A 12,458-nucleotide genomic window follows, 5' to 3' on the forward strand; every position below is an offset into this window, starting at 1 on the left:
TATCCGACTATTTAGCTTTAATATCCTGTGCTATTCCTTTTACTGGCATAGGTTGCGCTTTTAGTACAGGAATAGGCTGCTTAACTAACTCATCCTTTAAATAGCTTATCGCAGTCTCAAGCTGAGCATCTTTACCATTAAAGGTCGCGAAAGGTAAGTTATCCACTTCAATATCCGGCGTCACACCATGGCCTTCAAGCACCCAGCGACCATCCATTGCATACTGTGGATATTCAGCCACCCGCGCCATTCCTTTATCGGTCAATGCATTACGCCCAGATAACCACACACCAGCCCCTGCTGTTTGTTTACCAATTAGCGGAGCAATACCGAGCGCCTTAATCCCTGCAGAAAAAGTCTCACCGTCGGAATAGGTCAGTTCATCGGTTAACACCACTAGATGACCGCGGAAAGTTTGCTGCATATTCGTGTTTGGCGTACCGTGAGTCGGTTGCCAGAAAGCCCAAGCACGGCGCAATAATTTCTCGATAATCCAACTGTCGATATTGCCACCGCGGTTACGGCGGACATCGATAATCAAGCCATCTTTATCGTAATTGGCATAAAATTCACGGGCGAAACTTTCAATATCGCCACCGCCCATGGCATATAAATGCAAATAGCCAATCTTGCCCTTACTCGCATCCTCGACCACACCCGCGTTATGGCTCACCCAATCTAAGTAACGTAACTCGCTGTCCACCATGGCACTAACGGGTATGACGATGGTTTTATGGGTTTGGCTGCCACGCTTAAGCTGCAGCAAGACTTGCTTGTCGTGCTGATTACGTAAAAGACGAGTGACATCGGCCACATTCGCGACTGGCGTACCGTTAATAGCCACCAGCACATCGCCTTCTTTAGCATCAACGTCGATGCGACTTAAAGGTGAAGCGTTAGCGGGTAACTCGGGATCATTACGATAAATATGCGCAATTTTAACGCCATCCGCAGTTTGCTGCAGACGCGCCCCTAGACTCGCCGCTTTAGCCGCATCGGGATCCTTGGGTATATCACCACCACGCACCTGTGAGTGTAACGAGTCTAGCTCGCCCATCATTTGCATGAAGACATCGTTGAGTTCATTGCGATCAGTTAAGCGATTGAGCAAAGGTTGATACTTAGCTTTTGTGGCTTGCCAATCGAGGCCGCGCATCTTCTTATCGAAGAAAGATTCCCTGTGCATCAACCAAGCGTCTTCAAACATTTGTTGCCATTCAAGCTGAGGAGAAATCGCTAATTGCCATTGTTCCGTTTGTACTTTGGCATTATCTGTATCGCCCAATTTATCGCCGCCGTCGACTATCAGTAACGCCTTATCATCGCTGTGTTTACGTAGCATTAGTTTCTTGCCATCGGCAGAAACGTCATACTGACCCACATCCTCGGCAAAAACCTCGGCTTTGGGGCTTAATGGATCAAACTTGATGGTCATCAAATTAGGCGCAGTGTCATCGCCAATCGCTTGGTCAAGCATATAAAGCCTGTCATCGACGGCGTGTAACTCACTATAATTTCCGGAATCGACAGGCACTTGCCATAAGCGCAGGGCGATCCCCGCCCAATCGATTTTCAGCGGATTAGGTTTATCCTTAGCATCCGTTTTTTCAGCTTTGTTAGCGCTGAGTTCATTAGGTTTACCAAAGGGAAATTTGGCATTTTTCACCAGCGCAATGGCAAAAATTTCACTGCGTTTATCAAACACAGGCCCCATGTTTCTATCGCCCCAAGGTGAGCTTGGTGTTGCACTAAATTTACGATTAGAAAGGAAATATAACCACTGGCCGTCACTGCTAAAGGTTGGTGAGTAGGACTCGTACTTGTCGCTGGTGAGCGTCTCAGCTTTATTTTCATCCACTGAATAAAGGACAATTTGCGGTCTTTGTTTGCCGATTTCCGACTTAGTTAACGCAATAAAACGGCTATCACCCGACCAACGGATATCGGCGTAGGGTCCAAGTCCCTCACCGTTGGTGATGATTTTTTGGTTAGTATTTTTCTTTAAATCGAGCAGCCAAACGTTACCATCGTTATCGTCATGGGCGATGAATCGACCGTCATTAGACAAATTCAGGCTCATTCTTAAGGTATGACCGTCTTTTGTCAGTTGCTTAGCACCACTGCTACCATCGGCGGGGAATTGCCAAATTTCCTGCTGACCCGTCATGTCGCTAATCGCATAAACGGATTTGCCATCTTGGCTCAAGATCGCTTCTCTAACGCGATAAGTCCCCGGCAGCCCAACTTGGACTAAGCGCGAGCCATCTACGCCAGCGATTGCGACATGGCTACGGGCGGTGATCACCACTTTATCGCCCGCGAGGGCTAAATCGGTCGAGGATGCATAATCCATAGGATCCTTCACCCAGTGTTCACGGCGCTGGGCAAAATCGGAAGTGAGTTCAATATTGAGTAACGAGTCTTTAGCGGCCGCGATATCAAATACATGGATATCTGCGCCCTGCTGAAATACCACTTTGCCTTGAGCCATACGCGCGCCGCGGACTTGCCAATCTTTAAACTGGGTCAACTGTTTTGCATCCGAGCCATCGAGCGCCATCGACCACAGATTATCGTTACCATCGCTGTCACTGATAAAATAGAGTCTGTCTAGCCACAGCATAGGTTGGCGCACCGAGCCGTCATGCTGACCACTGAGTAACTGTGCTTCGGTTTTGCTACCGAGTTTAAAGCGCCATAATTCACCTTTCGCACCGCCACGGTACACTTTGGCGTTATCACCCGTAACTTGTAGGCCAAAGCGGGTGAAGTACAGATATTCGCTGCGATCATCAATCACGCCTTCTACCGCATCGGCTAAGGGTAAATCTGTGGTCGTTAACGTTTTAGGATCAACGCTGCGCAATACCCAATTGTTTGCAGGGCCGAAACCACTGTCGGTGGAATATAAAACTTCGCCTTTGGCAGTCCAGCCCTGCACACGCACGCGGCTATTCTCGAAACTGACTCGTTTTGCTACGCCGCCTGCAACAGGAATGACATACACTTCACTCGCGCCTTCATAGTTCGCCACATAGGCAACCCACTTGCCATCAGGAGATATAGCTGCACCCAGTTCTTCTGCGGGTAAACTCGTTAGGCGAGTCGCCGCTTTCTGACCTAAGGTCTGAGTCCATAAATCCCCTTCAGCGGTGAACACTAAGGTTTGATCGTGCAGGGCTGGCGCGCGGTAATATCCCTGATTGTTCACAGCATCGGAAGCAATAGCTTGGACCGCAGTTAAGCTGCCGAGGGCAAACATGCAGCAGACAACAGAATGGCGAAGTTTCATGTATTATCTCTATCCTATTATTTTGTTCAGCGATGGGCTTTTAACAATGAACTTGGAGTAAATTTTAGGTCTGACAGTTATTTCCACAAACTAGCAGAATTTGATAGGGAGTTCAGTAACTTCAACGAAGAGAAGTTTTAGCAAATGTGTCGCCAGTGATGTGGATAAAGAACAAATGAATAAAAATAAGATTATTTGATAGAACATATGGAAGATCATTGAATTAAAACTCATTATTTTAAAATTACGGTTGCTCCCTATGGGACTTGTAAAAAAGGGAGCCAAGCTCCCTTTTGACACAATCTAAATGTTACTGATTGACTTAAATCTACCAAACGTTAGGCCAACACGTTAAATAGATGCGCCTTTAACTCGGCAAAGTCTGCAGCTAGTTCCGCCGATAGGATAGGCTTATTGGCAACAGCTTCAAGCTCGACTGGTAGCGGTAAGTTAAGATTTAACTCCCTATCCACTACGTCCTTAAACTTAGCGGGATGGGCAGTCCCGAGGAATATTCCCACTTCATCGGGCACTAAGGTTAAAGATAACGCCTTAGCCGCAATCGCCGCGTGGGGCTCAGACACATAACCTTGAGCTTGTAATTCGGCCAATGCCTGTGACGTTTGTTCCTCCGATAAACGGATCCCAACTAAGTTACTCAGTGGCCAGCCTAATTTCTCACAAATGGCTTCCACACGCGGCCAGTTACTGGGCTCACTCACATCCATAGCATTAGACATAGTCGCTTGAGTCGGATTTGGCTGCCATTGGCCGTTTTCTAAATAGCGCGGCACAGTATCGTTGGCATTGGTCGCAGCGATAAAGCGTTTAACCGGTAATCCCATGGCTTTAGCGAATAAACCTGCGGTCAAGTTACCAAAGTTACCACTTGGCACCGAAATCACAGGATCGGCTTCATGGCGTTGTTTAGATTGGGCAACCGCTTCAAAGTAATAACAAATTTGTGCGAGTAATCGGCTGATGTTGATAGAGTTAGCCGAGTTTAGGCTCAGACCATCACGGACTTCGGGATCATCGAAGGCGCGCTTAACCAGATCTTGGCAAGCATCGAAATCGGACGATACGGCGACTGTGTGGATATTCTTGCCTAACGTCGTGAACATCTTTTCCTGTAGTTCACTGATCTTGCCCTTAGGATAGAGCACCACGACATTTACTTTCTCAAGTCCATAGAAGGCATCGGCAACCGCTGCGCCAGTGTCGCCCGAGGTCGCAGTCAAAATGGTTAAACGAGTGTCACCCACAAAGGCATTAACGCACTGCGCCATAAAACGCGCCCCAAAATCTTTAAACGCCAGTGTTGGACCGTGGAATAATTCGAGGCAGGCACGCTGCTCATCGACGGCAACCAAAGGTAAATCGAAGTTAAAGGCACGCTCAACCAGTTCATCGACCGCATCTTGGCCTAACTCAGAGGCGAGCCATGCGCCGAGCACCTTTTTACTGCGTTCAACGAATGGCAACGCCAGCAGCCCTTCAATATCGTCTAATACCGGTATTTGGGTAGGAAAAAACAAGCCTCTGTCTTTACCTAAACCCAGTTGTACCGCTTCTTTAAAGCTCACTTTCTGCGAAGGGTGTTTTAAATTATATAGTTCCATGCTCACTCAACCTTTTGATGCTAAACCTTAAATGCTAATTTCGGGTGCTTAGTCTTAGCTAAATTGACAATTAATCGACCCTACGCGTGCCTTGTTCATCGAGGCGACACACATGGGCAAAGCCACCCGCCTCGGTTAAATAATGCTGCTCTAACCAGGCTTTAGCGGTATTTGCCGTGGCTAAATCATCGGTAATCGAAAACAGCGTTGGGCCGCTGCCCGAAATCCCCGTAGTTAACATGCCTAAATCGGCTAAAGCGGCTCTGGCCTTGTCGTAACCCGGAATAGCGGCGGCGCGATAGGGCTCGGCTAACACATCCTTTAATACACTGATCGCAAGCTTGGCATTCTGCTGGTACGACGCATGCACAAAGGCACTTAAATAGCGGCCAAAATCGATAGTGACACTTTTATCATATTGATCTGGCATGAGTTTACGCATCATTGCCGTCGAAAGTGAAATCCCAGGATAGGCCACAACCCAATACCATTCTTTAAAACTCGGTATCGCTTCGCAAACTGTACCCGGCACATTGAGCATCAATTGCATGCCGCCCAAGTAACAAGGGGCAACGTTGTCATAGTGAACACTGCCGCTGATCTTTCCCTCAAACTCGCCCATCAGTTCAAGCAGTGCTTGCTCGTTATAGGGCCGGTCAAAATGTTCATTCAAGGCATATAACGCCGCAACGACCGAGCTGGCACTAGAACCCAAGCCACTTCCAACGGGCAGGTTCTTTTCCAGTGTGAGTGCCACGCCTTCATCTGCTTTACCCAACGCAGTTAAAAACTCCTTACTCATGGCTGTTAAGAAGAATTCGGCACATTGGTACACAATATTGTCTTGCGGATTGTCAGGTAGTTTATGGGCCCAAGCGCCAGTTTGTGTCAGGCTCACACCCGACGCTGCCGCGGCGATAGTCACTCTGTCGCCAAGTAAACTACCATCAATCGGCGCTAATGCTGCACCCAGTAAATCAAATCCGACGCCCACGTTACCCATAGAGGCTGGAGCGTACACAGTCAAACTCATACACTCACCTCACGAGTCCAATTCAAGGTTCTTAATACATCTGCAAAGGCGCCAGCGGCAGTCACTTCAGTCCCTGCGCCATAGCCGCGTAGCACAAAGGGAATGGGCTGGTAATAGCGGCTGTAGAACGCCAAGGCATTTTCACCGCCTTTAACGCTATAAAGCGGATCCTGTGCATCCACTTCGGCGATACGCACACGGCACACGCCGTCATCAATTTGCCCGACATAACGCAGCACTTTGCCTTGGGCTTTGGCCTGCGCTACTTTAGCGGCAATTGCGGCATCGACTTGCGGTAATCGCGCCATAAAACTTTCAACATCACCTGAATCATCAAACTCGGCTGGCAATACAGATTCAACCTGCACGTCACTGAGTTCGAGCTTTAGTCCCACTTCACGGGCAAGAATGAGCACCTTACGCGCCACATCCATGCCACTCAAATCATCACGGGGATCGGGCTCAGTAAAACATTTTTCCCGTGCCAGACCGGTCGCTTCAGAAAGTGTCATGCCTTCATCGAGCATGCCGAAGATAAAGGATAAAGAGCCCGATAAAATACCGTTAAACTTATGCAGTTTGTCACCCGCAAATAACAATTTTTTCAGGTTATCGATCACAGGTAAGCCCGCGCCGACTGTGGTTTCGTACAAGAATTGGCGACGCTGTTTTAATGCAGTTTGGCGAAGCGCTTGGTAATAAGCATAATCGCGAGTATTGGACTTTTTATTGGGCGTGACCACATGTAAACCCGCGTTCATCACATCCAAATATAGGTTCGACACTTGCTCGCTCGAGGTGCAATCCACCAGCACAGGATTAAGCAATTGTTGCTCTTTCACCCATGCGAGTAACGCTGGGATATCACAATCTTGCTGACTATCGGCAAGCAAGCTAGACCAATTGCTTAAATCGATGCCCGCACTGTCGAGTAACATCTTGTTGGAATTCACTATGCCGCAAACACGGATACTAATGTGTTGCTCTTTAAGCATGGCGGATTGTTGTTTTATCTGCTCGAGCAGGCCTGCACCCACATTGCCACAACCGACTAGAAACACATCTAAATATTGCTGCACATCGAAAAAGCCTTGATGACAAGCCGCCACCGCATGCTTAGTCTTACGCTGCTCGATCACAGTCGAAATCGACCGCTCGGATGATCCTTGGGCAATGGCGATAATGTTCACGCTTGCCTGTGCTAACGCTTGGAAGAAACGCGCCGCAACCCCCTTGTGGGTGCGCATACCATCACCAATCAAAGAAACGATAGCGAGTTCATGACGCATAGCGATAGGTTCAAGCAAGTCACTTTTTATTTCTAATTCAAACTCTTGCTCTAAGGCCCATTTCACTTTGGCCGAGTCAGACGTCGCCACACAGAAGCTAATACTGTATTCAGAGGAGCTTTGGGTGATTAAAGACACTGACACGCCGCTGCGGGAAATCGCCGCGAGAGTACGGCTCGCCATGCCAACCATGCCTTTCATGCCAGGGCCTGAAATATCGAACATGGTCTGGTTATCTAAATTGGAGATAGCTTTAACCTGTAAGCCGGTTTCATCGGCTTGGTTTGATACCAGAGTGCCGGGCGCATCGGGGTTAAAACTGTTTTTGATATAACAGGGAATATGGAACTGAGCGATGGGCGCAATCGTCTTAGGATGCAATACCTTAGCGCCAAAATAGGAGAGTTCCATCGCCTCTTGATAACTGAGTTGTGACAGCAATTTAGCATCGGCAACCACCCGGGGATCGGTATTATAAACACCGTCGACATCGGTCCAAATTTCACAACTTGACGCATCTAAACAGGCGGCCAGTACGGCAGCAGAATAATCGGAACCATTACGGCCTAATGTCACCACTTTGCCCTGTTCATCGGCGGCGGTGAAACCCGGCATCACCCATACGCGTTTTTCACCCAGCGCCAACGCGCGAAACCTTGGCTTACTTATAGCGATATCGACCACGGATTCTAACGGCCGACCTCGACCTAGAAACAAGGCGCGCGGATCGAGTTGAGCCGACGTGATCCCCTTAGATAGCATCACTTGTTCCATCAAGGCTGCAGATAAACGCTCACCCGCCACCACGATTTCGGCACGTATGCCATCGGGACACTCTTGCAGTAAACTAATGCCACGTAATCTATCCTGCCAAATTACCAGCTGCGCATTAAGCCCAGAAAAGAGTTGTTCACTCTGCTCACTCGACAACACCGAAGTGACCGCATCTTGGTATAGCGAAGTAAATACCCGCTCAACATGCTGCAGCACAGGCAAATAATCTTCACCTTTGACTGCTACATCAACCATTTCTAGTAACGCATTTGTCACCGTCGCCGGGGCCGATAGCACAGTGGCTATGGGTTCAAGCTTAGATGACTTGGCAACGATATCCGCCGCCATCGAGAATCGCTGCCAATTTGCAAGCGAGGTACCACCAAATTTCATTACTTTCATCTTGTTCTCCTGTACCGCGCCCGACTTAGAAATAAGAGCTAGAAACAAAAAAGCCCGCTTCTTTGTGGGAAGCGGGCTTATCGTTAAAATTCTTTAGGGTGTATCAGCCCGCCCCCACTGTTGTTGTAGTGGTGGTTGTAATAATGGTAATTACTACGAAACCTAGGCTATGCATGTGTTTGGGCTAATCCATGTTAATTTCTTGATAAACAGAATTGCTTTTTTTACCCGCGCTTGTCAACCCCTAAAATGGATTATTTATAGGCAAATCTTAGCGCTGGATAAGAAACTGCATCAAGATTAGTTAATATAACGTTTTCTAGGGATAAAAATGCGATTTATGTAATAGATAACCATTGACGTTAACGTAACCAAGGCTGCCTTCAATTTATTAAAACCATTTAAATTCATTTGATTACTTACATGTCAATTTTACTTTTTCGTCAAAGTACTTAACTACCCACTTTAGTCTCAATTGAGACGCAATGTCTGAAAATCACAGCTTTGTGGATGCAGATCCTGGGTCCAACTGTGAATAAGGCAATAAAAAACCTGTGCGATATCTAACAGAAGCTACTTCAAATTATCGCCAGCGCCAAAAAAGCACGTTATTATGCGCGCACATTACGAACCGGAGGCGATATGAAGATCACTCAACACAGCGCGGTAACCATTCATTACCGCTTATCAGATCAAGAAGGCAGACTATTAGAAGACTCTTTCGACTCTGAACCTATGCTATATCTACACGGCACTGAAAACCTGATCCCAGGTTTAGAGGCCGCATTAGATGGTAAAATCAAAGGCGAAAAACTGGATGTGACTATCAGTGCCGAAGAAGCCTATGGTCCGTACCAAGATGGCCTACGCCAAGCCGTACCTCTAGAAGCTTTCGGTGATATTGAAGATATCGTCCCAGGAATGCGTTTTATTGCTGAAACGGAAATGGGTCAACGTCCAGTTGAAGTCATCGAAGTGAAGGATAATGTCGTTATCGTTGATGGCAATCATCCATTAGCTGGCCAAGCGCTAAGCTTCAACATCGAGATCCTTGATGTCCGTGAAGGGACTGCAGAAGAAATCGCCCACGGTCACATTCATGCTCAAGGTGGTTGTGGTAGCCATGGGCACGATCATGATCACGGCGGTGGATGCTGCGGCGGTTCAGGCAAAGAAGCGGGTGGTTGTTGTGGCGGTTCAGATCATGATGACCATGGTCACCACCACGATCATGATCACGAAGCCTGTGATACACCTAAAGCAGGTTGTGACGGCAATGGCGGCTGTGGTTGCCGCGGCTAGTTTGAGTACTTAAGCTCAGTGGTTATAGGCTCGGCTTAAATAACCTAGCCCAGGGGTTTTATATTATGAAGCACTTTCTTAAATAAGGAAGTGCTTCATTTCTATTCAAGTTTTCCTAAAAATCCATATCCTTTTATCAACCTATTAATTTCTGAATTTTCGCCCTATGTTCAGGTGCCATATTTTTAAGATAATTAGAACAACGAGTAATAGTAGCAATGCTCACTTCAAATTCTGCAGCAATCTGCCGTTGACTCATTTCGCTATTTAGCAATAACTGGAAAATTTTGAGCCGTCCAGCGATGGCACTGCGCTCATCTTCAGTTAACAGTAAATGAAGGAGCATAGAAAGATCTTCATAATTTCCATGACTCAAAATCTTGTCTAATACTAAGTCCCAATTTGCTCGCATAATCGCCCCGTAAGTACTGTTAAAGCATTACATTGCAGTTTACCAGATTTGTTTCTCCAACAAATAACTTGTTACGCTTCTTCATTGTATCTAGACAAAAACTGACAAAAATGCTTCTAGTACATCAAGTTAATTTGTGTACAATAGAGGCGCAATGTCACACTTAGACGCTCATTTGTGAGAATACTATGAAAAAAATACTACTTACCCTCGTTGCTAGCACCTTATTCGCTTCAGCAGCACAAGCACACAATTTTGAAGATGCTAAAGATGCAATTGAATACCGCCAATCCGCATTTAGCCTTATTGCCTATAACTTCGGCGATATGGGAGCGATGATGAAGGGTAAAAAACCTTTCGAAGCTAAAACTTTCGCTATGCGTGCAACTAATGTTGCTGCGCTTTCAATGTTACCAATTGAAGGTTTTATTGACGGTTCTGACAAGGGCAATACTGAAGCCTTAGCTAAAGTCTGGCAAGATAAAGCTGATTTCGATGCAAAAATGAAAACATTCCAAGAAAATGCCGCTATTCTCGCCACTGTTGCACAAAAAGGTGATCAGGCTGAAATCAAAGAAGCCTTCATGAATACAGGTAAAAGCTGTAAAGGTTGCCACGACGCTTATAAGAAAGACTAATGTACTTAAGTGTTAAGCCCAAAAAGCCTGCTTTTAGCAGGCTTTTTCGTTCATGCAATTTTATAATTCCCTTCACCAAGGTGGAGTTTGCTGCGTGATGACTAAAGCACTTGTAATATTGGCCAAATTAAATAAGAAAAAATAACCGCAGCCAAAACAGCAAAAAGCACTAGAGCAATCCACTCTGACTTGAACATCGGGTTAACTTGTTCATTCGATGACAATTCAGGTCTAGGCAATTTTTTATAACCAGTCAACATAGCTCCTACCAATTTATCCCCTTTAATGGCATGAATAATGACAGCCAATATATGGATAATGCTCAACAACAGAATAAGATTAAAATTCGTCTTATGTAGCCAAGTCATAAATGCACTGGTATCTGAACTAACATAGCTATAAAGCGGCCCTTCGGTAAAAATATCATCGGTTGCAAACAACCCAGTCACTAATTGAAGGCTAATCACTGCAATCAATACAACGACCATATAGCCCCCAATAGGGTTATGCCCTAGCACAACAGAGACTCCCCTAGTTCGCACTTCTTTGAGGTATTTAAAAGCAATTTTAGGATGATAAATGAAGTGACTAAATTTGGATGTATCACTACCAACAAATCCCCACAGGAGGCGAAAAGCAATCAAACCTAACAAGCTGTATGCAAAAATTTGATGCCATTGCATTTCACCAGCATCAGCACTCCACCATAGCAACCCCATTAGCATGACCATAGCCCAATGAAAAATGCGTGTAGGTAAATCCCACACTTTAACTTTGATATATTCGGTTTTCATAAAACAAGGCCAACCCGAGTGAATGAATAAAATAAGTAGACGTATTTTATCGGGATTTGATTAAAAATTTAAAGTAAAGATAGGTAAATAAGCAAAAGGCAGCGGAGTTAACCTATCGAATATGCCCCTGTTCGACAAGCAATACAAGGCTTTCTAGCCAAGAATGATTGAAAATTGTCTAAGCGATCAAATATCCAGCGAACAGTATCTAACGGAGAAAAATTTGTGATCCAGGTCTCGTTTTATGCGGCTAAGCTTGGTACTCTGAAATCCAAGGAAACAACAGAAGGTTCGACATATGCTAAAGATTACGAGCAAACAACTAGAAGTCACTGCCCCAATCCGTGAACGCATTGAAAGCCGTTTTGAGAAACTTTCTAGGCACGATGTGCAGTTGATTAATCCCCATGTGATCATTACAGAGGAGAAACCTGGTTTCAAAATTGAAGCATCGGTTGGTATCCCAAATGGAGAACTTTTTGCTCAAGCAAAACACGACAACCTTTACAAAGCGATTACCGCTATGGGTCAAAAATTGGAGAAGCAACTCAATCGATTAACCCATAAACCTGAAGCACAGCGTTTTACTTCACTAGCACACACCGACGATATAGGTACTGTTGATACAATTGATGAGTATGAGGAGGAAGATGCCGCTTAATTTATCAAGTGTTAATATAAGTGCGAGACACATCACTTTGAGAGGCATTAAAAGTAGAAGTCATTTATTTTGAACACAGTTTTATGCAAAGGTTCGATAAAATCATCTTTTGATGAGCAAAAACTGGGTGTTCAATTAAATACCTACTACACTTTACTAAGTGAAAGCAAGAATCGAAGTGATGTGAATATAAGTCAAAAAGATTAAATAATGTAAATATCTTAATGTAACAATAGCTT

General features: G+C 45.6%; 9 protein-coding genes. 3 read left to right on the top strand and 6 right to left on the bottom strand.

Going from position 1 to position 12,458, the window contains the following annotated elements; translation table 11 throughout:
- Positions 1-7 precede the first annotated feature (7 nt).
- The 4 genes from L2744_RS10415 to thrA all read right to left on the bottom strand — a co-directional run bounded on the left by L2744_RS10415 (position 8) and on the right by thrA (position 8,412).
- Positions 8-3,292, bottom strand: a complete 3,285-nt coding sequence (locus L2744_RS10415) for a S41 family peptidase (RefSeq protein ID WP_248991845.1) — start codon at positions 3,290-3,292, stop codon at positions 8-10.
- 338 nt (positions 3,293-3,630) lie between these two features.
- Positions 3,631-4,914 carry a threonine synthase gene (thrC, locus tag L2744_RS10420; protein WP_248991846.1) on the bottom strand — a complete coding sequence of 428 codons (1,284 nt, stop codon included), beginning with the start codon at positions 4,912-4,914 and terminating at the stop codon, positions 3,631-3,633.
- A 70-nt stretch (positions 4,915-4,984) separates the two neighbouring features.
- The gene (thrB, locus tag L2744_RS10425) at positions 4,985-5,947 is read right to left on the bottom strand and encodes a homoserine kinase (RefSeq protein WP_248991847.1); all 963 of its coding nucleotides are present in this window, start codon (positions 5,945-5,947) and stop codon (positions 4,985-4,987) included.
- Entirely contained in the window at positions 5,944-8,412 is a 2,469-nt protein-coding gene (thrA, locus tag L2744_RS10430; RefSeq protein WP_248991848.1) for a bifunctional aspartate kinase/homoserine dehydrogenase I, read from the bottom strand. The genes thrB and thrA overlap by 4 nt, the downstream gene beginning before the upstream one ends.
- Before the next feature lie 642 nt (positions 8,413-9,054).
- Between thrA and slyD the strand changes: the two genes are divergently transcribed.
- On the top strand, positions 9,055-9,714 hold the full coding sequence (slyD, locus tag L2744_RS10435; RefSeq protein ID WP_248991849.1) for a peptidylprolyl isomerase: 660 nt from the start codon (positions 9,055-9,057) through the stop codon (positions 9,712-9,714).
- Positions 9,715-9,850: 136 nt separating this feature from the next.
- Here slyD and trpR read toward each other — a convergent pair whose 3' ends face one another.
- A complete protein-coding gene (gene trpR, locus L2744_RS10440; RefSeq protein WP_248991850.1) occupies positions 9,851-10,126 on the bottom strand; it encodes a trp operon repressor in 276 nt (91 codons plus the stop codon).
- A 188-nt stretch (positions 10,127-10,314) separates the two neighbouring features.
- Here trpR and L2744_RS10445 point away from each other — a divergent pair, with 188 nt between their 5' ends.
- Positions 10,315-10,764: a c-type cytochrome gene (locus tag L2744_RS10445; RefSeq protein WP_248991851.1), complete on the top strand. Its 450-nt coding sequence runs from the start codon at positions 10,315-10,317 to the stop codon at positions 10,762-10,764.
- A gap of 101 nt (positions 10,765-10,865) precedes the next feature.
- Here the strand turns inward: L2744_RS10445 and L2744_RS10450 are convergent, their stop codons facing one another.
- Positions 10,866-11,558: a cytochrome b/b6 domain-containing protein gene (locus L2744_RS10450; RefSeq protein ID WP_248991852.1), complete on the bottom strand. Its 693-nt coding sequence runs from the start codon at positions 11,556-11,558 to the stop codon at positions 10,866-10,868.
- 298 nt (positions 11,559-11,856) lie between these two features.
- Between L2744_RS10450 and hpf the strand changes: the two genes are divergently transcribed.
- Positions 11,857-12,219, top strand: a complete 363-nt coding sequence (gene hpf / locus L2744_RS10455; protein ID WP_248991853.1) for a ribosome hibernation-promoting factor, HPF/YfiA family — start codon at positions 11,857-11,859, stop codon at positions 12,217-12,219.
- Positions 12,220-12,458 lie beyond the last annotated feature (239 nt).

The sequence above is a fragment of the Shewanella profunda genome (assembly GCF_023283765.1).
GTDB classification, from domain to species: Bacteria; Pseudomonadota; Gammaproteobacteria; order Enterobacterales; family Shewanellaceae; genus Shewanella; species Shewanella profunda.

Excerpts from the sequence above, each read along its gene's own strand:
- thrB (WP_248991847.1), bottom strand. The coding sequence starts at position 5,947 with ATGAGTTTGACTGTGTACGCTCCAGCCTCTATGGGTAACGTGGGCGTC.
- trpR (WP_248991850.1), bottom strand. The coding sequence starts at position 10,126 with ATGCGAGCAAATTGGGACTTAGTATTAGACAAGATTTTGAGTCATGGA.
- thrA (WP_248991848.1), bottom strand. The coding sequence starts at position 8,412 with ATGAAAGTAATGAAATTTGGTGGTACCTCGCTTGCAAATTGGCAGCGA.
- slyD (WP_248991849.1), top strand. The coding sequence starts at position 9,055 with ATGAAGATCACTCAACACAGCGCGGTAACCATTCATTACCGCTTATCA.
- L2744_RS10415 (WP_248991845.1), bottom strand. The coding sequence starts at position 3,292 with ATGAAACTTCGCCATTCTGTTGTCTGCTGCATGTTTGCCCTCGGCAGC.
- hpf (WP_248991853.1), top strand. The coding sequence starts at position 11,857 with ATGCTAAAGATTACGAGCAAACAACTAGAAGTCACTGCCCCAATCCGT.
- thrC (WP_248991846.1), bottom strand. The coding sequence starts at position 4,914 with ATGGAACTATATAATTTAAAACACCCTTCGCAGAAAGTGAGCTTTAAA.
- L2744_RS10450 (WP_248991852.1), bottom strand. The coding sequence starts at position 11,558 with ATGAAAACCGAATATATCAAAGTTAAAGTGTGGGATTTACCTACACGC.
- L2744_RS10445 (WP_248991851.1), top strand. The coding sequence starts at position 10,315 with ATGAAAAAAATACTACTTACCCTCGTTGCTAGCACCTTATTCGCTTCA.